A 20,660-nucleotide genomic window follows, 5' to 3' on the forward strand; every position below is an offset into this window, starting at 1 on the left:
GGCAATTCCCTGTCAGATGGGTCCTGGCCCGGCGACGCGTGGAGCGAAGCCGGGCCAGGAAGACATCACTCGGTCGGGTAGATGTCGTAGATCGCCGGGTAGGCGTTCGTCGGAAGCATCTCGACTGTCGTGTTCGCGTCGGACGGGACGTTGCCCTGCACGCGGTACCACGGTGCAAACCAGGCGTTCTCGACGAGATACTCGTTGATTTGTGACGCGGCATCATCCTGAGCCGCCTCGTCGCCAGCCTGGAACTGCGCGATGAGCGTGTTGAGCTCATCGCTCTCGCTGTGGAACGGGTTGAAGATCGCACTGGGCGAGACCATGAACTGAATGAGCTGCCAGTCCGGGTTCTGCTCCAGCGTCATGTACGACGCAGGGTACTTCGGCGCGATCAGATCGGAAATGAAGTTCGAGCCTGGCTCCGTGTACTCCACAGTGATCCCGATGTCGGCGAGCTGCTGCTCGACGAGCGTGTAAACGGTCGAGCCCAGAATTGTGGAGCTCGGCATCGAGAGAGTGAAACCGTCGGCGTATCCCGCCTCGGCAAGCAGCTCGCGCGCCTTGTCGGGGTCGTAGTCGTAGTACGTGTCGAGGTCTTCGTTGTACGCCGCGGAGGAGGCCGGGAAGACCTGCTCTGTGACGGTTCCGTTGCCGCCTTCGAGGCCCTCCAACAGGCCTTCACGGTCGAAGGCGTAGTTGATCGCCTGACGTACGCGGACGTCGCCGAGCGCCTCGTTCATCTCTCCGGAACGATCGAGCAGCAACAGGCCTGCGAAGTCGAGTTCGTTTGAGTTGATCGTCCAGCCTGCGGCCTCGATCTCGGCCAGGTTGTCGTTACTGCTGACCTTGACGACGTTCGCCTCGCCTGCCTTGATGGCGTTGAGCGAAGCTGTCGCATCTGCCAGCACGTTGATGACAAGCTTGTTGTAGTGCTGTACGTCGGGGTTCCAGTAGTCGGGGTTCGCGGTGTAGACGTAGCTCGTGCCAGACACCGACGACGAAGCGTCATAGATGTACGGGCCCGAACCGACAGGGTTCGTCGCGAGATCGCCCGCTGCGATGGCGTCGCTAGACGCGATCAAGCCTGCGTCACGGGTGAGGTAGCTCAACAGGGCCGGATCAGCCTCGGTGAGCGTGATGACGACGGTTGTCGCGTCGGGGGCTGCGAACGAATCGACATACGTGAAGTACGAAGCGTCGGGTGAGGTGCCGTCTTTGAAGCGCTGGAGGTTCTCTACGACGACGTCCGCATCGAGGGCTGAGCCGTCGCTGAACGTGACGTCATCGCGGATCGTCAGCGTCAACTCGGTGTTGTCGTCGTTGTATGACCATTCCGTAGCGAGCCACGGATCGATCGTGCCTTCGGGTGTTGCACGCAGGAGCGTGTCGTACATCGCCTGGTAGTAGGGGGATCGGTTTCCCCATTCCGCACCCGCCGGGTCGAGGGTGAGGGGCTCGGTGATTGCACCGAGCGTAAGAGTCTCGCCTTTTGCGCCGTCTCCATTGCTGGAGTCGGAACCACTCGATGCGCATCCGGAGAGCGTGAGAGCGGCTATTGCGAGGACGGCTGCTGTGGCCTTCCAACGGAACATCCTTGGTCCCTTCGTCTGGGCGATACCCCAATGGATCGCCTCTCGAATCGAGACGCTAACATCAAATACGAGTGAGCACTAGGTTTTCATGGCAAAAAACTAGCGGTTCTTTGGTTTTCGTTATAAAAAGGATGCGGAAGGGTCGTTCGCGTGGCGCTGGTAGTGGTTCCACGGGCGAGATACGGTGATGCGATGACGGACACCACAGATGCAGCGCCCGCGCGCAAGTTACGCGGTGAGTATGCGAAGACAGAGGCCAAACGCGAGGCGATTTTGGACGCCGCGCTGGAAGTGTTCGCCGAATCAGGGTATCGCGCTGGATCGCTGCGCGAGGTTGCGCAGCGTGTAGGCATGAGCGAAGCCGGGCTTCTCCATCACTTCAAGAGTAAAAGCGCACTCCTCCTCGCTGTTCTCGACCGGCGCGATGAGCGTTCGCTCGAGCTAGTCAATTTCGATGCGCCCGATGGCGTCATTGGTCTTCGCGGGTTGGTCGCGCTTGCCGCGTACAACGCATCGGTGCCAGGGGTGGTGGAGCTGTACTGCGTGCTTTCGGCCGAGGCAACGTCGCCTCGGCATCCAGCACACGAGTACTTCATCAACCGCTACGAGTACACGCGCGGCCAGGTGATGCTGGCTTTCGAGCGGCTTCAGAAAGAGGGCAGGCTTGGTGCCGGGGTCGACCCCGCACGGGCCGCGGTCGCAACGCTCGCGATGATGGACGGCCTGCAGGTCCAGTGGCTGCTCGACCGAAATATCGTCGACATGGCCGAAGCGCTCAAAGAGTTTTTTCGCGGATTCGTTTCGGGGTTCGACATGGAATCGCTTGAGATTGCTCTCGACGCTCACGCCGCTGGCGCGTAATTAGCGCGGTGACGTTCCCGGGATGCGAATCGGCGTCGTGCTGGCGACGGCGTCGCTGAACTCCTCCGGACCGGGTGTGACGACGTGCAATGGCCTCGTCTCATCGAGGCGCAGGCGAAATCTCATTTGCTCATGGCGATGCACCCGCCCCGACAGCGCCAGCCACCCGGCCCCTACGGCGAACGCGATGAGGCCAGCCACCGCGCCGACAAGAACCGCGACGCGAGGACCGAACTGCTCAGCAATCCATCCGGCGATAGGCGCACCGATCGGTGTCGCACCCATGATGACCGCCATATATAGCGCGAGCACGCGTCCGCGAAGAGCCGGATCTGTCGTTGTTTGGACGTAACCGTTTGCCGTTGTCAGCATTGTCACAGTGCAAAAACCCACGAAGACGAGCACGATGGCATACGAAAGATAGGTCGGCATGAACGACGAAATGAGAGACGCGATGCCGAAGCCGCCGGCAGCCCACATCACTACCCGCATTCGGGCTTTTTCTCGCCGCGCCGACAGCAGAGCCCCGGCGAGCGAGCCGATGGCGAGGATCGAACTCAAGACGCCATAGCCATCTGCGCCCTGGCCGAATTCCAGCGCCATCGTCGAGGCGAAGATCGGAAAATTCATACCAAAGGCCCCGAGCAGGAAAACCATGATGAATGTCACGACGAGGTCAGGGCGTCGCGCCACGTACCGGAATCCATCGGCGAGCTTTCGAGGACCCGTTGCGCGAGCGCGCGGCACGAGCTCCCGTGAGTGCATCAGCCGGAGGGCTAAGAGCATCGCAAAGAAGGTCACTGCGTTGACAATGAACACCCAGCCGGTTCCGATCGCGACGATCAGGATGCCGCCGACGGCGGGTCCGATCAGGCGCGCGGTATTGAATGAGGCCGAGTTCAAGGCGACAGCGTTCGATGCGTTTTCTTTCGCGACGACATCCGAAACGAACGCTTGACGCGCAGGAGCGTCGAACGCTGTCACGATCCCGAACGCGAGCGCGAATCCGAACATGATCGGCAGCGTCATGACATGCGTGAGCAGCAGGACGCCGGCACCGATCGCCAGCAGCAGCAATGCTGACTGCGTGGCGAACAGGAGATGCCTGCGATCAAAGCGATCAGCCGCCCAACCCGTGATGCTTACAAGCAGAAGGGGCGGACCGAATTGAAGCGCCATGGTGACGCCCATAGCTGCGGCGTTGTTGTTGGTCAGCTCGGTGAGCACTACCCAGTCTTGAGCAGTCGACTGCATCCAACCGCCGATATTGGAGACAAGAGCGCCGATAAACCAGAGCCGATAGTTGTAGATGCTGAGCGAGCGGAACATTCCCCTCATCGGCTTGCCACCTCGCGCAGAATGCTGGCTGCCCGAGAGACGACCTCGAGTTCTTCCGCTGTGAGGTTCGAGAGGGCGTCCTCAAGCCAGGCGTCTCGGCGTCGGGTGGTTTCCTCAACGAGAGAGCGACCCGTGGGTGTCAGATCGATGTTCGTCTTTCGTCGATCGGCGTCGTCGGCAGTTCGAGAGATATAACCCGCATCGGCGAGGCAATTGACGGTGCGATTCATCGAGGGTGGTGTGACGCGTTCCCGTTCGGCGAGCTCGCCGAGCGTGTGCGCTCCGAAATGCTTCAGGGCTGCGAGCACCGTGTACTGGCCGTCGCTCAGGGTGTCGACCGCGCGCTGAGCTCGCAAGCGTCGGGCAAGCCGAAATGTCGCCATTCGCAGTTCCGAGGCCTCGGTTGCGAGGTCGGTCTTCGAGGAAGAAAAAGAGCTATCCGGCATGAATACTTAGCCTAGCTCATTAGTGTTGCTAACTAAAATTGGACGCGTTCTCTTCGGTGTTATCTTCGCGTCGAGACGACGCGCCGCCCCGACCCAGTGCAAACGTTGCACCGAGCCCGACCACGAGGAATCCTGCCGCGGTATAGGCGGCAAAACGGGTGCCGTCAGAGAACGCCGACTTGGCGGCATCCGCTGTTGCTTCAGACTGCCCCGACGCTTCAAGTCCCGAGATGGCAGATCCCGCGCTGTCTACGACGGCTGACACCACCTGGTCGCGCTGTGACGCGGCGAGCCCCTGTTCGTCGAGAGACGTCGACAGGATGCCGGCGGTGCTTGTGAACAGCACCGTGCCAAGGATTGCGATGCCGAGGGCTGAGCCGACCTGCCGTGCTGTCGACTGGGTGCCCGAGCCTTGGCCGGAGAGCTCAACCGGAACATCCTGCAAGATGACGCCCGTGAGTTGCGCGGTGGCAAGGCCCACTCCCATGCCGTATACGAAGAGCGCAGGCAGTAGCCAACCCCACGGCGCGTCGGGTCGAATGACGAGCGCAACCCCTACAACGCCGATGATCTCGGCGGCGATACCCGCCCGCACGAGCACGACGGGGCGCACTCGACCGCTTGTCGCCCCCGCGATTCCGCTCGCAAAGAATGATCCGACGGCGAGTGCGAGCAGGATGAGTCCGGTATTCAACGCGTTGAAGCCCAGGACGAATTGCAGCCACAGCGGTAGCGACAAAATGATGCCGAACTCGCCGAGCGCCACGACGAGGGCTGCGATGTTGCCGTTTGTGAATGACGAGATCCGAAAGAGCGAAAACTCGATGAGCGACGATTTGCCCACACGGCGCCGGTGGAGTCCCCAGGCGATGAAGCCGACGAGGGAAAGCGCGGTGATCGCGAACGCGACCGGCACGGGCGAGAGCGCAAATGGCCAGGAGAAGCCACCGATCTCGAACGCCCCTTTTGCCGTCCACCATCCGTAGGTGCGGCCTTCGATAAGTCCGAATACCAGCGTTCCGAAGAGTGCAACTGAAAGCCCGGCGCCCACAAAATCGAGGTTTCCTGCTCGGTGTTCTTTCGACTCTCGAATCGTGAGAAGGATGCCGATAAACACGATGATTCCAAGGGGGATGTTGATCCCGAATGCCCAGCGCCACGAGAAGTAGGTCGTCAGCCATCCGCCGAGGAGTGGGCCGAGCGCGGCCATTCCGCCGATTGTCGAACCCCAAATGGCGAACGCGATACCGCGTTCACGACCCCGGAATGTGGCGTTGATGAGAGACAGTGTGGTGGGGAGGATCATTGCGCCGCCGATGCCCTGCACGAGGCGAGCGAGGATCAAGAGATCACCGGTGGGCGCAAGGGCCGCGAACACCGATGACGCCGCGAAGATCACGATCCCCACCAGAAGCATCCGTCGTCGGCCGAAACGGTCGGCAAAGCTGCCGAACAGCAGGAGGAGAGAGGCGAAGACGAGCGTGTATGCCTCTTGGACCCACTGCACCTGGGTCGAGGAGATTCCCAGATCCGTGACGATCGAGGGCACCGCGACGTTAACGATCGTCGAGTCCACGATGATGAGTGAAACGGCGACGCTGATGAAGATCAGCCCGGCCCAACGGCGGCGTTCAAAATCGACCATGAAAGTATCTCGCTTTTCTAGCAATATCTGACACGCGGAACGTTACTCCTCGTCCCACCTATTGCCAACCCGGCATCTAGGCTCATGCGCATGCCCGAGTTCATCGACGCGCACGGTGTTGCGATCGTCTACGACGTTTATCCCGCTGAGACAACGACCCGCGGAGTCGTGCAACTTCTCCACGGTGTCGGCGAGCATGCTGGCCGGTACAGCACTGTTATTTCAGCTCTCACCGCTGATGGCTTCATCGTCTACGCCGACGACCACCGCGGCCACGGGCGCACCGGCATCCGTCAGTACGACGGCGACCTGAGCAAACTTGGACAACTCGGTGTCGGCGGGCACCGCGCAGCAGTCAACGCCGTGTGGCAACTCACCGAGATCATTCGTACCGACAACCCCGATCTGCCACTTGTGCTGTTGGGGCATTCGTGGGGCTCGTTCTTGGCGCAGATACTGGTGAATTCGCACCCCGGTGCGTACGACGGTCTCGTGCTGTCAGGGTCGGCGCTGCTCTGGCCCGGAAGCCTGAACTCGGGCGACCTCAATGCGCCGTGGGCGGGAGAAGACGCTAACGGCATGGAATGGCTGTCTAGCGATGCTTCGGTACAGCAGAACTTTCTCGATGACCCGCTCACGACGACGACGCCCCTCGCAAAGCTCTTCGGGATGCGGGAAGCCGCGCGGATGCTCGGTCGGCCCAGAAAGAATCTGGGACGCAACATCCCCCTGCTTTTGATGGTCGGTCGTGATGACACCGTCGGCGGCCCGCGAAGCGTGCATAAACTCGCTGCGGCCTACCGTGAACGTTCGAAGCTCACCGACATCACGACCCTCGTCTACCCCGAGACGCGACACGAGATCTTCAACGACAAGACCCAAGACGAGGTGCGCGCCGATCTTCGGGCGTGGCTCGATACGCGCTTTCCCGCTCGCGACGCCTGAGCTCACGCCTAGGCTGGAGCCATGCACGGTGAATACAAGGTGCCTGGTGGCAAGCTCGTCGTTGTCGACCTCGAGGTGACCGATGGCGTCATCTCTCAGTTCCACCTCGCCGGAGACTTCTTTCTCGAACCCGACGATGCGCTCGCCGACATCGACGCCGCGGTGACGGGGCTTCCCGACACCTCCGATGTGCCAACGATCGCGGCCGCGGTTCGCGCCGCACTACCCGAGGGCGCCCAGCTCTTGGGTTTCACTCCCGAATCAGTGGCGACGGCCGTGCGTCGAGCGCTCGTTGTAGCGCCCGGATGGGCTGACTTCGACTGGGAGGTCGTGCACGATCGTCCCGTTTCGCCGCGGATGAACCTGGCTCTCGATGAGGTTTTGACGAATCGTGTCGGAGATGGTCGCCGCAATCCGACCCTGCGGCTGTGGGAGTGGAATGAGTCTGCTGTCGTGATCGGGTCTTTCCAGTCGCTTCGTAACGAAGTCGACCCCGAAGGAGCCAAGAGCCACGGTTTTGACGTCGTCCGCCGCATCTCGGGAGGCGGGGCGATGATGATGGGCGCGAACTCGATCGTGACCTATTCCCTGTACGTACCGGCATCCCTCGTGTCGGGAATGACCTTCGCCGACTCGTACGCGTTCCTCGACGACTGGGTGCTTGAGGCGCTTCGTTCGCTCGGAATCGACGCTTCGTATCAGCCGCTCAATGACATCACCGGCCCCGAAGGCAAGATCGGTGGTGCCGCGCAAAAGCGGCTCGCGAACGGTGGAGTTTTGCACCATGCCACGCTCAGCTACGACATGGACGGCCAGGTCATGACGGAGGTACTCCGCATCGGCCGCGAAAAGCTCAGTGATAAGGGCACAGTTTCGGCCGCCAAGCGTGTCGACCCGTTGCGGCGTCAGACCGGCTTGCCACGAGACGAGATCATTCAGCGGTTTATCGATACCTTCACTACTCGGTACGGCGCAACAACCGGGCATATCACCGAAGAGGAATATGCCGAGGCTGAAGCGCTCGTCGAGGCGAAGTTCGCCACCGACGCGTGGCTCAATCGCGTTCCGTGAGTCTTTCTGCTCTGGGCGATGTCGACATTTATCACGCCGACAGCCTTGAGGTCGCACGCTCGCTTGCGAGCGAGTCATTTACTCTCATCTATCTCGACCCGCCCTTCAATACCGGGCGCACCAGGTCGCGCCCACCAACTGTTGCGCCAGATTCTGCCCCCGCGACAGCCGTGCCCTACGCGGGGTTTCGAGGTCGCTCCTACCAGCGCTTGCGCGGAGATCTGCGCACGTACGACGACACCTTCGACGATTATTGGGGGTTCCTCGAGCCGCGCCTCATCGAGAGCTGGCGACTGCTCGCCGATGACGGCACTCTCTACCTGCACCTGGACTACCGCGAATCGCACTACGCCAAAGTGCTCATGGACGCGCTATTTGGTCGCGACAAATTCTTGAACGAACTCGTCTGGGCCTATGACTACGGTGCCAAAACCAAGCGGCGGTGGCCGACGAAGCACGAGACGATCCTCGTTTACGTCAAGAATCCGGCGCGTTACTGGTTCGATTCGGATGCCGTTGACCGTGAACCGTATATGGCTCCGGGACTTGTGACACCTGAAAAGGCAGCGCGCGGCAAGCTCCCCACCGACGTCTGGTGGCACACGATCGTCCCGACCAAGGGGCACGAGAAGACGGGCTACCCCACGCAGAAGCCGGAGGGCATTCTGCGCCGAATCGTGCAGGCATCGAGTCGTCCGGGAGATCGGGTGCTCGATCTCTTTGCCGGCAGTGGGACGACAGGCGCTGCAGCCGCGGTGCTTGGGCGACACGCTGTCCTCGTCGATACGAGCGCCGAAGCTGTTGCGATCATGAGCGCACGGCTTCGTCACGCGCACGTACACGCCGATGCGGATGTCTCAGCTTCCGATCGCTGAAACTCTTGACATCGGCGAGTGAAGCCGAGTAGTTGTTGCTTGATTTGCAATGACGAAAGGGACGCCGATCATGCCCGCACGATTCGTCTACTGGATGAATGTTTCGCTCGATCTCAAAATTGAGCGCGACCGTGACGAAGACGGATCTGGCGACTGGATGAGTATCGACGAGGCCATCCACCTGGTCTTCAATGCGCGAGCAGCCGGGCTCACGCACATGGTGCAAGGCCGAAAAGTGTACGAAGCCATGGAGCAGTACTGGCCGGCTGTGAGAGAAGATCCCTCACAGCCGGCGTTTGCGCGGGCGTACGGGGAGATCTGGACCTCGATGCCGAAGACTCTCGTCTCGAGGTCTCGCACGAATGCCGACTACAACACTCAGATCATTGGCGACCGTGCGATGGATCGCCTCGCAGCGCTCCGTGCTGAATCAACGGGTGATATTGGTGTCGGCGGCGCAGATGTTGCGAGCCAGATGCTTCTCGCAGGCTTGCTCGATGAACTGCTCCTGTTCACACACCCCGTCATCCTCGGGCGTGGGCGGCCAGTTTTCGATGCCTACGACGAGCCCATCAAGCTGAACCTCTTAGAACAGGCTGCGTATCCGGGAGGAGTGACAATGCATCGCTATGCCATCGACTACCCCGCCGTGGCGTCCTAGGCTGACGCCATGCGATACGGAATCTTTACCCCTCAGGGCTGGCGATTTGATCTCGTCGACATCGACGACCGGGATCAGTGGTCGGCGATGCGCGGACTCGCCCAGCGCGCCGACGCCGGGGCGTGGGAATCGTTGTGGGTCTACGACCACTTCCACACTGTTCCGGTGGCAAGTGATGAGGCAACCCACGAAGCCTGGACTCTGATGTCGGCGTTCGCGGCATCGACCTCCCGTATCCGTCTCGGTCAGATGTGCACCTGCATGGGATACCGAAACCCGGCGATGCTCGCAAAGGTCGCTGCAACCGTTGATCATGTGTCTGGTGGGCGTGTCGAGATGGGTATCGGCGGCGGCTGGTACGAGCACGAGTGGCGTGCGTATGGTTATGGCTTTCCGGCGATCGGTGACCGGCTCGCGATGCTCCGGGAAGGCGTTGAGATCATGAGCCAGGCGTGGACCACCGGCACGGCGACTCTGGCGGGCAAGCACTATCAGGTTGATGGCGCGATCGTCCGCCCGCTTCCGGTGCAGCAGGGCGGAATCCCGATGTGGATCGCGGGCGGCGGCGAGAAAGTAACGCTGAAAATCGCGGCAAAATACGCCGGGTACACGAATTTCGCTGGCTCCATGGACGAGTTCGACCACAAGAGCGAAGTGCTCCGTGGCCACTGCGCTGCTATCGGTCGGGACGACACCGAGATCGTGCGATCCATGAACTTCAACACGATTGTCGGCTCGACCGAGGCCGAAGCGAACGATCGACTCGCCGCTGTGAAAGCGCGCCTGCTGCCTCATGTTGGTGAAGAGCGCGCCACGCGGATCGAGCAGGACTATCGCGCATCAGATGGGTTCGGCACCACCGAACAGGTCGCGGAACGTCTCGCCGCCCGTGAAAAACGTGGCCTCGGCTACGCCATCCACTACTTTCCAGAGGCGGCGTATGACGTTTCCGGAATGGAACTTTTCGAACGCGACGTGATGTGAGCGAGAGGGTGCCGGCTCGGGGTTACGAGTCGCGCCGTGCGCCCTGCGACGGATACACCGGAAACACCTGGGGTGCGGTGAAGCCGGCGTCATAGAACGCTTTCTCGACAGCCTCGGCGACCGAAACCGTATCTTCGGCGTGGATCAGCGCGATTGCCGACCCGCCAAACCCGCCACCGGTCATACGCGCGCCGACGGCACCGGCAGCAACTGATGCCTCAACCGCGGTATCGAGCTCGGCGATCGAGATCTCGAAGTCGTCGCGCATTGACGCGTGGGAAGCCAGCAGCAGTTCTCCGATTGCGAGTGGACCGGATGCCGCAAGCTTTGCGACGGTGTCGAGCACCCGCTGGTTCTCGGTGACAATGTGTCGAACACGGCGAAAGGTGACGTCATCCATCAGTTTCTCGGCACGGGGTAGGTGGTCGATCGAAAGATCGCGGAGCGCGGGAACACCCATGATCGCGGCGCCCTTCTCGCACGACTCGCGGCGCTCGCGGTAGCCGCCCGTCGAGTGTGAGTGCTGCACCTTGGTGTTGATCACAAGGAGCTCAAGTCCCGCAGACTCGAGGCCGAGGTTGATGACCTGGGTTTCGAGCGAGCGGCAGTCGAGAAAGATTGCTGCGTCGGGCTGGCCGAGCATGGATGCCATTTGGTCCATGATTCCCGTCGGGGCGCCAACGGCTTCGTTCTCAGCTTTGCGACCAACTTTGGCGAGCTCCACGGGTGTCAATCCGAGTTCCCACACATCATTGAGCGCACCCGAAACAGCGCCTTCGATGGCCGCTGACGAGGAGAGCCCGCTGCCGACGGGAACCTCTGAAGCGATCGCCAGGTCGAAGCCCGACACCGCGCCTACCGGGGTATTCGTGGTCTGAAGGATCGCCCACGCAACGCCGAGCGGATAGGTAGCCCACTCCGGAACGCGGTCGTGGTGTGCCGGGAAGAGGTCATCCAACTCGTCGAGGCTTACTTCGACCACACCATCGGTGAACGTCGAAGCGACGCGGACACGGCGGTCATCGCGCAACGCGAGGGCGGCATCGGTGCGCTGTGCGATCGCAAACGGAAGGACGAAGCCGTCGTTGTAGTCGGTGTGCTCGCCGATCAGGTTGGCGCGTCCCGCCGACGACCAGATGCCCTCGGGGTCGCGTCCTACGATCTGGATAAAAAGTTCTTTCGCGGCGGCGATGGCGGTCATACGGATACTCCTTCAATTGCAGTGCGCAGGCGTTCAGCGGCCGACTCGGGCGGGATGTCCCCGATCCACGCGCCCATGGCTGATTCGGAGCCTGCGAGGTATTTCAATTTGTCTGCCGCGCGGCGCGGAGACGTGATCTCGAGGTGCATGCGGATGCTTTCGCGTCCGACATTCACAGGCGCCTGATGCCATGCGGCGATGTATGGGGTTGGCGTCTCGTAGAGGGCATCGATGCCGCGCAGGAGTCGCAGATACATCGGGGCGAGTTCGTCGCGTTCGGCCCCCGTCGTGCCGGCGAAGTCGGCGACGTGACGGTGGGGCAGCAGGTGGATCTCCAGAGGCCAGCGGGCAGCGAACGGTACAAAAGCGGTCCAGTGTTCGCCGCGGAGCAACACGCGCTCTGATGCCTGTTCGAATTCGAGAATGCGCGCGAAGAGATCTTCGCCGCCACGTTCGATGGATGACAGCAGGCGCTGCGTGCGAGGTGTGACGTAGGGGTAGGAGTAGATCTGCCCGTGCGGGTGGGGGAGTGTCACTCCGATTTCTTGGCCACGGTTTTCGAACGGAAAGACCTGCTCGATGCCGGGAAGAGCCGAAAGTGCGGCGGTTCGATCAGCCCACGCTTCGATGACGGTGCGAGCCCGTGTCACCGTTTGGGTTCCAAATGAACCCGCGTGCTCTGGACTGAAACAGACGACTTCGCAGCGACCCACTGAGGTGCGGGTGCGTCCGAGATCGATGGTGTCGAGGTCATCGACGCCCTGCGGCGCGTCAGCTGCTGCCGGTGCATCTCCGAAAGCTTCAGCGAGCGCCGGGCCGAACGAGGGTGATTTGTTCTCGAAGACCGCGACGTCGTAGGTCGACGGAATTTCGGATGGGTTCGTCGGTGACTGCGGCGAGAGCGGGTCAAGCTCGGCAGGCGGCAAAAAGGCGCGATTCTGCCGTGCCGCGGCAATCGAGATCCAGTCGCCGGTCAGCACATCGAGCCGCATCGTGGCCGTGTCGGGGCGCACTGCGAGGTCGCGGGTGTCGATTCCACGCTCAGCGCCGAGCGTTGTGTTCGGGTCGTCGTAGTAGAAGAGGTCTCGGCCGTCGGCAAGGCGGGTTGATCGCTTGATGACTCCGGCGCCGAGGGGCTGCGCTGTAGGCTCGTTTTTGGTCACGATAACACGCTAGCAATCAACCGTGTTATCGACAACATGGAAACGCACACGGCGGTGCTTTACGTCGCGAAGTGAGGAAATAATGAGCGAACGCAACGTGTCGATGGCAGACGTCGCGGCGGCAGCCGGAGTCTCAGCGCAGACGGTCTCACGCGTCGTCAATGGGAGCCCCCGGGTCGATCCTGCGACGCGCACGCGAGTCGAGGCTGCGATGGAAGATCTCGGGTACCGCATGCACCGCGCGGCCCGCGCCCTGCGTACCGGGCGTACGCACACGATCGGCGTTGTTGTCTCGACGCTGGCGACGGTAGGAAATTCGCTCATGCTAGAAGCCGTGAACGATGCGGCCTCAACCCGCGGCTTCGCGGTAGCTCTCGTCTCGATCGGTGCCGAGAGCGTCGGCTCGGCGCTCGGCCGACTACGCGACCAGGGTGTCGACGGCGCGCTCGTGTTGAACGAGGCTTCTGCGCTTGCCCACGAAGCAGAGCTTCCGCAGGGACTTCGCCTCGTTGTCGTTGATTCGCCACCCGATGAGCGCTACACAGTCATTGAAACCGATCACTTCGGCGGTGCCCGTGCCGCGACCACGTATCTCCGCGAACTTGGGCACGACAAGATTGCTCATATTGCCGGTCCTGCAGACTCCTACGCCGCCGCGGAACGCGAACGCGGATGGCGTGCAGCGTTTGACGACACCGCGCACGAACCGGGTCCGCTCGAGCGCGGCACGTGGAAAGCAGCATCCGGTTATACCGCGGCTCTTCGTGTTCTCGAAGAGAGCGCGCCTACCGCGCTCTTCGTCGCGAACGATCAGATGGCACTGGGTGCGCTTCGGGCGCTCGGTGAGCGCGGTCTCCGTGTGCCGGAAGACGTGAGCGTGATTGGTTTCGACGACGTCGAAGACGCCGCCAACTATCGACCGCCGCTCACGAGCGTGCGACAGCACTTCGACCAGCTTGGCGAGCGGGCAGTCGCGGCGCTCGTTGGCGACATCGAAAGTAGCCCCGCGACAGCGGCCCGGTTTCTCGTGCCCGCGCTCCTCACTGCGCGCGCGAGCACGGCTCCGGCCCGGAGTCTTCGCTAGTTATTCCTCGAGGTGTCCGAGATCAGGGTCGGCGACGAAACGAACGATCGGCGCGCTGAGCTGTTCGAGTTCGACGATGGAGATCTCGTTGGATCCGGCACGGAGCGCCGAAGCTGGTACATAGAGCGTGCGCTGCGGACCACTTCGCCAGTAACGTCCCAAGAAGAATCCGTTCACAAAGGCAAAGCCCTTGCCCCAGGGATCGGTGTCGAGAAACAGATCGGTTGCCGATTCGAGGTCAAATGAGCCGGATGCCGCCACGGGGCCGAACCCGCCGGTAGGCCCCGAGGATGCCGATGTCGCGAGCGCCGGCAGGTCGAGCGGCGCGCTCACCCACCCGGTGAGCGGCGCGCCACCGAGAGTGGGTGCACCGACAAGCCCCTTGGGCTCGCCGAGCCTGCTGGCGTAGTTGACTCGTCCCTGATCTTCAACGAGCACAGTGAGCCGAGTCCCGACCGGGATCCTGAGTGCACGCTCATGGAGCGCGCGGGAGAGCCGGCCGCAGAACTTCGTGTCGACGAAGACCCATGCCATGTCGCGCACCTCATCGAATGAGAGCAACGCAGTGCCGCTCGAATTGAACGCGGCCGAGGGCAGATCGATCTCGTACCGCATGAGCGCTCCGAGGTGACCGTGGTCTTCGAACGATGAGGGGATGTCGGTCGGCTCGCCAGCGGCGGGGCCTGTGAAGATCGCGCGTTGCGACGAGAGCGATGCCTCGAACGCGGGTGCGCTCGAGCGCGGCGCGGGCACCTCGTCGGGCACCGGCGCGTAGCGCGCGATGACGTCGCGGAAGGCGAAGAACTTCTCGGTCGGCGCCCCTGTCTCATCGAGCGGCGCGTCGTAGTCGTAGGAGGTAACGATGGGAGCGTAGCGACCCTTGTCGTTTGCCCCGTTCGTTGTGCCGTAGTTCGTGCCGCCGTGGAACATGTAGATGTTCACCGACGCACCCGCAGCCAACAGGGTGTCGAGGTCGGCGGCTGAGGCTGCAGCATCCGTCGTGTGGTGCATGCCGCCCCACCAGTCGAACCAGCCGTCCCAGAACTCGGAGCACATGAGGGGGCCGGTGGGCTGGTGCGCGCGCAAAGTCTGCATGCGCTCGGCGGAGCGTGAACCGAAAGATCCAGTGAGGTGGAGTTCTGGCAGGCTGCCATCTTCGAGCATCTGATCTTCAGGCTGATCGACCGTCGTCAGGGGCACTGTGATGTCGCACTCGCGAGTGAGCGCGGTGAGGGTTCGCAGATAGTCCTTGTCGTTGCCATACGCGCCATACTCATTCTCGATTTGAACGAGGATGACATTGCCGCCACGGTCGATCTGACGCGGCGCGACGATCTCGTATACGCGACGGAGGTACGTCGAGAGGGCATCGATGTATTGCCGTTCGCTGCGGCGAAGTCCGATTCCCGGTGTGCTCGTGAGCCATACCGGCAGCCCGCCGTTGTGCCATTCGGCGCAGATGTAGGGGCCCGGACGCACAATGGCGTGCATGCCCTCGGCGGCCACGAGATCGAGGAATCGACCGAGATCGTTCCAGCCGGTGGCATCCCATTCGCCACGAACCGGCTCGTGGGCATTCCACGCCACGTAGGTCTCAATCGTGTTGAGGCCCATGAGTTTCGCCTTGTGGATGCGGTCTGCCCACTGGTCGGGATGCACTCGGAAGTAGTGAAGGGCTCCGGCGATGACCCGATAGGGCGCGCCGTCGAGGAGGAAATCGGTTTCGCCGATGGTGAAGGAGCTCACGATAGTTGTCTCGGTTTCAATGCTGTGGTCACGCGACAAGGCGCGCAGTGACACGCGCCCAGGCGAGCGGGGGAAGGGTGAGGGTGAGGTGTGAGACGCCGTCATCATCGACCTCGACGGAAACAGGTACGGATGCCGGACCCACGGGTTGGTCGTCTGCGCCGTTGACGGTGTGGCGGTCTGCGCCGTCGGGGGCCGCGACAACGAGCGCCTCGAGGCCGTCGAGACGGCTCGGTACGGTGACCGCCACAGTCGTCGCCTCGTCGAGCGAGCGGTGCGCGAAAAACAGTGCGATGTCGTCGCCGTCGATCGTCGCGACAGCATCGACAGCATCGACGTCGCCAAAGCGTTCGGTCGCGATACTGGCCGACTCCACCTCGACAGCGATGACGTTTCCGTGAGCTGCAGCGGCCGTCAGCTGGAATGGGAAGAAGGTCGTCTGGCGCCATGCGGGCCCGCCGGGCTCGGTGCGAATGGGAGCGATGACGTTAACCAGTTGCGCAAGGTTTGCCATCGAGACGCGTTCGGCGTGCTTGAGGAGGGTGATGAGAAGAGAGCCGACGACGACAGCATCGGTCACCGTGTAATCGTCCTCGATGAGGCGCGGGGCGACAGGCCAGTCACCGGTGAAGACGCGCGGCTTGTCGATCTCGTTCCAACGGGTCTGGTTCCACACGTTCCACTCGTCGACGCTGATGCCGATGGGGCTCTCGATGTCGAACTCGGCGCGAACGTCATCGATGATTGCGGCGACATCGTCGAGGTAGCGACTGAGGCCCACACCCGATGCAAGAAAGCTCGCCGGGTCGCCGGGTGCTTCTTCGTAGTACGCGTGTACTGAGATGTGATCGACGAGACCCGCAGTATGGCGGAGCACAGTGCGTTCCCACTCGCCGAACGTCGGCATTTCGTGGTTCGAGCTCCCCGCGGCCACCAGCTCGATGTCGGGGTCGATGAAGCGCATCATCCGCGCTGTTTCAGCGGCAAGACGGCCGTACTCGTCGGCGGTCTTGTGTCCGATCTGCCACGGACCATCCATTTCATTACCCAAGCACCACAGGCGGATGCCAAAGGGCTCTGCCCGGCCGTTGTCAGCGCGCTGCTGACTCAGGGCCGTGCCGCTGGGGTGGTTCGCATATTCGAGGAGGTCGGCCGCTTCGGCGACACCACGGGTGCCGAGGTTCACGGCTTCCATGACTTCCAGACCGGCTTCCGCGGCCCACTCCGAGAATTCGTGCAGACCCACCTGATTCGACTCGGTGCTGTGCCACGCGGCATCCAGTCGTACTGGACGCTCCTCGCGGGGACCGACGCCGTCTTCCCAGCGGTAGCCCGACACGAAATTGCCGCCGGGGTAGCGCACGACGGTCGCGCCGAGTTCACGCACGAGCGCGAGTACGTCACGGCGGAAGCCACGCTCGTCGGCTTCGGAGTGGCCGGGCTCGTAGATGCCGTCGTAGACGCAACGACCCATGTGCTCGACGAAGGTACCGAACAAGCGAGGGGAGATCTGGGCACCGACGTCAGAAAGCGGCACTGTGATGCGCGTCGTGCAAGTCATGAGGTCTTTCTTGGTTCTGAGGAAGGGGCAAGCGGAAGGGGCAAGCGGAAGGGCGGGTCGGATCAGCACTCGATTCGGCCCGCCCCTCGCTCACAAGGACTTACTTGTTGACGCTGAAGCCCTGGTCGTTGCCGTACTGGACGAGCTGGTCCTGCCAGTTTGCGAGTCCGGCATTGATGTCGCTCTGGTCGGCGTACGCCTGGCCGACAGTGTCGCTGAAGATGCTGTTGGCGTAGACCTGGTAGGGCAGGTACTGCCAACCGTCGACGACATTCTTTGTTGCGTCGACGAGCACTTCGTTGATCTTCTGCCCACCGAAGTAGTCAGATTCGTAGTTGAGGAAGTCGTCCGACTCGAGCGTCGCCGTCGTCGACGGGAATCCGCCGCTCTCAGCGAAGATCGAAAGGCTTTCGGAGTCGTTGTTCAGCCACTTGAGGAACGCCGCAGCGAGGGCCGGGTTCTTGCTCTGGCTTGTGACTGCCTGGCCGCCGCCACCGTTTTCTGCGGTCGCGGGGGTGCCGTCGTACGTCGGGATGGGGGCAACGCGCCAGTCTCCCGATGCGTTTGCGACCGAAGACTCGAGCACGCCGGGCATCCACGCTCCGGTAATCAGGGTCGCGATCGATCCGTCGCCGAGTCCCTGGTACCACTCATCTGTCCATCCGGGTGTGTCGGAGAGCAGATCGTTTTCGAGCAACTGGTTCCACATGTCGGCCCACTTCGTCGATCCCGTATCGGCGAGATCGATCGTGATGTCGGTGTCTTTGACATCAAACGGATGTCCGCCAGCCTGCCAAATCATGCTGGTTGCGAAGCCCGAGTCACCGGTGTCGGAGGTGATGTGCTTGCCCGGGTCGGCAGCCGTAAGTGCTTGCGCCGTGGCGATGTACTCGTCCCACGTGGTAGGAACCGTCAGACCGTACTCATCGAAGACCGATTTGTTGTAGAACATGGCCATGGGGCCGGAGTCCTGGGGCAGGCCGTAGAGGCCACCGTTGATGTTGACGGAACCCCACGTCGAGGCGGTGTAGTCGCTTTCGAGGTCGTCCATGCCGTACTGCGACAGGTCGAGGAGCGAATCCGAGAGCGCGAACTGCGGGAAGGCGTAATACTCGATCTGTACGACGTCGGGAGCACCCGAGCCGGCCTTAATTGCGTTTTGCAGCTTCGTGTACTCGTCTGTGTTGGTTCCAGCGTTGACCAGGTTCACGGTGACGTTCGGGTAAGCCTTTTCGAACGCGGCAACCTGCGCTTCACCCGACGGCGTCCACGACCAATACGTGATTTCGCCACCAGCATCGAGTGCAGCTTGCAGGTCGTCGGCGCTTCCGCCACCGCTGGTGCTGCCGCCGTCTGACGAGCATGCAGCCAGGGTGGTGCCAGCCAGGGCTGTTGCCGCCACGATGAATGCGACGCGACGCAGCGTCGAATTCTTTCGCATGAGAATCATGGGTTTTCCTTCACTTCGTTGTTGTGGATTCCGGGGCAGGACGCTCCGGGGGGTGAGGGGTGGGCGTAGTCATGCAGTGCCCCCTCGGATCACTGCTTGACGCCTCCGGCGCTCAGGCCCGACTGCCAGAACCGCTGCAGTACGAGGAACGCGGCGACGATGGGGATGATCGACAACAGCGAGCCGGTGAGCACGAGGTTGTAGATCGGCTGAGCGCTGACGCCTGTTGCTTGCGCGTTCCATTGGTTCAGGCCCACAGTGAGCGGGTACCAGTTGGGATCACTCAGCATGATCAAGGGGAGGAAGTAGTTGTTCCAGGTCGCAACGACGGCGAACAGCGCTACCGTGACGATTCCAGGAACGAGCATCCGGAACGAAATGGTGAAGAAGGTGCGGAATTCACCTGCACCGTCCATTCGCGCCGCTTCCAGGATTTCCGTTGGAATCGAATCGCTCGCGTAGACCCAGATCAAATAGAGGCCGAACGGGCTGATGAGAGACGGGATGATGATAGCCCACGGAGTGTTTGTGAGGCCCATCTGACTGAACAGCAAGAAGGTAGGAACTGCGAGTGCTGTTCCCGGTACCGCGATTGCGCCGAGGATAACTGCGAACACAGCCTTGCGTCCGCGGAAGTTGTATTTGGCGAGACCGTATCCGGCCATCGTGGCCAGGAGCGTTGCGCCACCGGCACCAACGACAACGTAGAGCAAAGTGTTTCCGAGCCACCGCACGAAGATGCCATCGTTATACGTCAGCGTCTGGACGATGTTGTCCCAGAGCGCAAAGTCATTGCCAAACCAGAGACCAAAGGTGGAGAACAGATCTGTCTGAGTTTTGGATGAGTTGATGACCAGCCAGAACAGCGGCACGAGTGTGTACAGAAGGTACAGGCCCATGACGATCATGAGAATGTTCGACTTGCGTGTGCGAGCCGATTTTGATTTTGATGTGCGGGCGAAAGCGGGCGCGGCCATCGTCACACCTCCTGTCGTGAGCCGCGCAACTGCACGACGTAGGCGATGATCGCGGTGATAACGCCCATGATGATCGCGACGGTTGCGGCGTAGTTGTACTGCTGGCCGGCGAAGGACAGGTTGTACGCATACATATTCGGGGTGAAGTAGGTCGAGATCACGTTGGTAGCAAGTGGCTTCAGAATGTTGGGCTCGTTGAAGAGCTGGAAGCTACCGATGATCGAGAAGATCGTGGCGATGACAAGAGATCCGCGGAGAGCAGGAAGCTTGATCGAGAAGATCGTGCGCCAGTCCCCTGCGCCATCGATGGAAGCGGCTTCGTACAAATCGCCGGGGATGGTTTTCAGTGAGGAGTAGAAGATCAGCATGTTGTAGCCGACGAACTCCCACGTGACGATGTTTCCGATCGACAGCATGATCCACTGCGAAGAAAGCGGTGCTAGGAAGGTCGAGCCCAGGAAATCGTTGATGTTGCCCGCGAGACCAAACTGGTCGCCGTAGATGTAACCCCACATGAGCACAGCCACGACAGCGGGAACGGCGTAGGGCAAGAAGATAATGATGCGGTTGAAGCTCTTTGCCCGGAGTCGCGCACTGTCGATCGCGAGAGCCGCTCCGAGAGCGAGCAAGAGCATGATCGGCACCTGCACGACGAGGAAGCCGAGAACTCGGACGAAACCGTCCCAGAACTTGGGGTCTGTGAATGCGGCGATGTAGTTGTCGAGTCCAACGAACGCATTTCCGCCGACCAACTGGTCGCGGAACAGGCTCAACCACAGGGAGTAGATGAGGGGTGCGAGGAAGACTAGCGCGAATACGATTGCGAACGGTGCGACGAAGAGCCAGCCGCGTTGTTCGATGCGCGACCGCTTGCGCCGGGGAGGCGCCACGCGTGGTGGCGCTGCTGCTGTGGTCGTCATTGGCCGATGTTGCCTTTTCTGGGGTGATTTTCCCGTCAGCGGGATGTTTACGTCAACATAACCCGATCATGGGTAGCATGTCAACGTCAACATGACGGGAGTTTCCATGACGGATGCGCAACAGGCCGAAGCCGCTA

General features: G+C 61.8%; 18 protein-coding genes. 7 read left to right on the forward strand and 11 right to left on the reverse strand.

Annotation, left to right across the window (positions count from 1 at the left end; translation table 11 throughout):
* Window positions 1–65 precede the first annotated feature (65 nt).
* Window positions 66–1,595 (reverse strand): ABC transporter substrate-binding protein, encoded by a 1,530-nt coding sequence (locus tag G6N83_RS08540; RefSeq protein WP_165141186.1) that lies wholly within the window; start codon window positions 1,593–1,595, stop codon window positions 66–68.
* 192 nt (window positions 1,596–1,787) lie between these two features.
* Here G6N83_RS08540 and G6N83_RS08545 point away from each other — a divergent pair, with 192 nt between their 5' ends.
* Window positions 1,788–2,456 (forward strand): TetR/AcrR family transcriptional regulator, encoded by a 669-nt coding sequence (locus tag G6N83_RS08545; RefSeq protein WP_165141188.1) that lies wholly within the window; start codon window positions 1,788–1,790, stop codon window positions 2,454–2,456.
* On the opposite strand, the gene G6N83_RS08550 is transcribed toward G6N83_RS08545, so the two are convergent.
* From G6N83_RS08550 to G6N83_RS08560, 3 genes are read right to left on the reverse strand one after another with little or no spacing between them, the layout of a single operon-like run.
* Window positions 2,457–3,785 carry an MFS transporter gene (locus tag G6N83_RS08550; protein ID WP_165141190.1) on the reverse strand — a complete coding sequence of 443 codons (1,329 nt, stop codon included), beginning with the start codon at window positions 3,783–3,785 and terminating at the stop codon, window positions 2,457–2,459.
* Window positions 3,786–3,790: 5 nt separating this feature from the next.
* Complete coding sequence (locus G6N83_RS08555; protein ID WP_241246147.1) at window positions 3,791–4,240, reverse strand: MarR family winged helix-turn-helix transcriptional regulator; 450 nt, start codon at window positions 4,238–4,240, stop codon at window positions 3,791–3,793.
* A gap of 28 nt (window positions 4,241–4,268) precedes the next feature.
* Window positions 4,269–5,885, reverse strand: coding sequence for a DHA2 family efflux MFS transporter permease subunit (locus G6N83_RS08560; RefSeq protein WP_165141192.1), 1,617 nt, complete (start codon window positions 5,883–5,885; stop codon window positions 4,269–4,271).
* A 90-nt stretch (window positions 5,886–5,975) separates the two neighbouring features.
* Between G6N83_RS08560 and G6N83_RS08565 the strand changes: the two genes are divergently transcribed.
* The 5 genes from G6N83_RS08565 (at window position 5,976) to G6N83_RS08585 (ending at window position 10,421) form a co-directional block, all read left to right on the forward strand.
* Entirely contained in the window at window positions 5,976–6,830 is an 855-nt protein-coding gene (locus G6N83_RS08565) for an alpha/beta hydrolase (RefSeq protein WP_165141194.1), read from the forward strand.
* A gap of 21 nt (window positions 6,831–6,851) precedes the next feature.
* A complete protein-coding gene (locus G6N83_RS08570; RefSeq protein WP_165141196.1) occupies window positions 6,852–7,901 on the forward strand; it encodes a lipoate-protein ligase LplAB in 1,050 nt (349 codons plus the stop codon).
* A complete protein-coding gene (locus G6N83_RS08575; protein ID WP_241246149.1) occupies window positions 7,898–8,776 on the forward strand; it encodes a DNA-methyltransferase in 879 nt (292 codons plus the stop codon). Before G6N83_RS08570 ends, G6N83_RS08575 begins: the two co-directional genes overlap by 4 nt.
* Before the next feature lie 70 nt (window positions 8,777–8,846).
* Window positions 8,847–9,437, forward strand: a complete 591-nt coding sequence (locus tag G6N83_RS08580; RefSeq protein ID WP_165141200.1) for a dihydrofolate reductase family protein — start codon at window positions 8,847–8,849, stop codon at window positions 9,435–9,437.
* Window positions 9,438–9,446: 9 nt separating this feature from the next.
* On the forward strand, window positions 9,447–10,421 hold the full coding sequence (locus G6N83_RS08585) for an LLM class F420-dependent oxidoreductase (protein WP_165141202.1): 975 nt from the start codon (window positions 9,447–9,449) through the stop codon (window positions 10,419–10,421).
* Between the two features lie 22 nt (window positions 10,422–10,443).
* Here G6N83_RS08585 and galK read toward each other — a convergent pair whose 3' ends face one another.
* Window positions 10,444–11,622, reverse strand: coding sequence for a galactokinase (gene galK / locus G6N83_RS08590; RefSeq protein ID WP_165141204.1), 1,179 nt, complete (start codon window positions 11,620–11,622; stop codon window positions 10,444–10,446).
* Window positions 11,619–12,785 (reverse strand): galactose-1-phosphate uridylyltransferase, encoded by a 1,167-nt coding sequence (gene galT, locus G6N83_RS08595; protein WP_183408428.1) that lies wholly within the window; start codon window positions 12,783–12,785, stop codon window positions 11,619–11,621. The genes galK and galT overlap by 4 nt, the downstream gene beginning before the upstream one ends.
* Window positions 12,786–12,867: 82 nt before the next feature.
* Between galT and G6N83_RS08600 the strand changes: the two genes are divergently transcribed.
* Window positions 12,868–13,869, forward strand: coding sequence for a LacI family DNA-binding transcriptional regulator (locus G6N83_RS08600; protein WP_165141206.1), 1,002 nt, complete (start codon window positions 12,868–12,870; stop codon window positions 13,867–13,869).
* On the opposite strand, the gene G6N83_RS08605 is transcribed toward G6N83_RS08600, so the two are convergent.
* The 5 genes from G6N83_RS08605 to G6N83_RS08625 all read right to left on the reverse strand — a co-directional run bounded on the left by G6N83_RS08605 (window position 13,870) and on the right by G6N83_RS08625 (window position 20,523).
* On the reverse strand, window positions 13,870–15,615 hold the full coding sequence (locus G6N83_RS08605; RefSeq protein ID WP_165141208.1) for a glycoside hydrolase family 35 protein: 1,746 nt from the start codon (window positions 15,613–15,615) through the stop codon (window positions 13,870–13,872).
* A 28-nt stretch (window positions 15,616–15,643) separates the two neighbouring features.
* Window positions 15,644–17,176, reverse strand: coding sequence for an alpha-N-arabinofuranosidase (locus tag G6N83_RS08610; RefSeq protein WP_165141210.1), 1,533 nt, complete (start codon window positions 17,174–17,176; stop codon window positions 15,644–15,646).
* A 100-nt stretch (window positions 17,177–17,276) separates the two neighbouring features.
* Complete coding sequence (locus G6N83_RS08615) at window positions 17,277–18,617, reverse strand: ABC transporter substrate-binding protein (protein WP_375782612.1); 1,341 nt, start codon at window positions 18,615–18,617, stop codon at window positions 17,277–17,279.
* A 98-nt stretch (window positions 18,618–18,715) separates the two neighbouring features.
* Complete coding sequence (locus G6N83_RS08620; RefSeq protein WP_165141214.1) at window positions 18,716–19,603, reverse strand: carbohydrate ABC transporter permease; 888 nt, start codon at window positions 19,601–19,603, stop codon at window positions 18,716–18,718.
* A 2-nt stretch (window positions 19,604–19,605) separates the two neighbouring features.
* Window positions 19,606–20,523 carry a carbohydrate ABC transporter permease gene (locus G6N83_RS08625; protein WP_165141216.1) on the reverse strand — a complete coding sequence of 306 codons (918 nt, stop codon included), beginning with the start codon at window positions 20,521–20,523 and terminating at the stop codon, window positions 19,606–19,608.
* Window positions 20,524–20,660: the final 137 nt, after the last annotated feature.

Origin of the sequence: Microbacterium endophyticum (assembly GCF_011047135.1) — a bacterium.
GTDB lineage: Bacteria > Actinomycetota > Actinomycetes > Actinomycetales > Microbacteriaceae > Microbacterium > Microbacterium endophyticum.

Coding starts and splice junctions, on each gene's coding strand:
- G6N83_RS08540 (WP_165141186.1), bottom strand. CDS start 1,595: ATGTTCCGTTGGAAGGCCACAGCAGCCGTCCTCGCAATAGCCGCTCTC.
- G6N83_RS08545 (WP_165141188.1), top strand. CDS start 1,788: ATGACGGACACCACAGATGCAGCGCCCGCGCGCAAGTTACGCGGTGAG.
- G6N83_RS08550 (WP_165141190.1), bottom strand. CDS start 3,785: ATGTTCCGCTCGCTCAGCATCTACAACTATCGGCTCTGGTTTATCGGC.
- G6N83_RS08555 (WP_241246147.1), bottom strand. CDS start 4,240: ATGCCGGATAGCTCTTTTTCTTCCTCGAAGACCGACCTCGCAACCGAG.
- G6N83_RS08560 (WP_165141192.1), bottom strand. CDS start 5,885: ATGGTCGATTTTGAACGCCGCCGTTGGGCCGGGCTGATCTTCATCAGC.
- G6N83_RS08565 (WP_165141194.1), top strand. CDS start 5,976: ATGCCCGAGTTCATCGACGCGCACGGTGTTGCGATCGTCTACGACGTT.
- G6N83_RS08570 (WP_165141196.1), top strand. CDS start 6,852: ATGCACGGTGAATACAAGGTGCCTGGTGGCAAGCTCGTCGTTGTCGAC.
- G6N83_RS08580 (WP_165141200.1), top strand. CDS start 8,847: ATGCCCGCACGATTCGTCTACTGGATGAATGTTTCGCTCGATCTCAAA.
- G6N83_RS08585 (WP_165141202.1), top strand. CDS start 9,447: ATGCGATACGGAATCTTTACCCCTCAGGGCTGGCGATTTGATCTCGTC.
- galK (WP_165141204.1), bottom strand. CDS start 11,622: ATGACCGCCATCGCCGCCGCGAAAGAACTTTTTATCCAGATCGTAGGA.
- G6N83_RS08600 (WP_165141206.1), top strand. CDS start 12,868: ATGAGCGAACGCAACGTGTCGATGGCAGACGTCGCGGCGGCAGCCGGA.
- G6N83_RS08610 (WP_165141210.1), bottom strand. CDS start 17,176: ATGACTTGCACGACGCGCATCACAGTGCCGCTTTCTGACGTCGGTGCC.
- G6N83_RS08615 (WP_375782612.1), bottom strand. CDS start 18,617: ATGCGAAAGAATTCGACGCTGCGTCGCGTCGCATTCATCGTGGCGGCA.
- G6N83_RS08620 (WP_165141214.1), bottom strand. CDS start 19,603: ATGGCCGCGCCCGCTTTCGCCCGCACATCAAAATCAAAATCGGCTCGC.
- G6N83_RS08625 (WP_165141216.1), bottom strand. CDS start 20,523: ATGACGACCACAGCAGCAGCGCCACCACGCGTGGCGCCTCCCCGGCGC.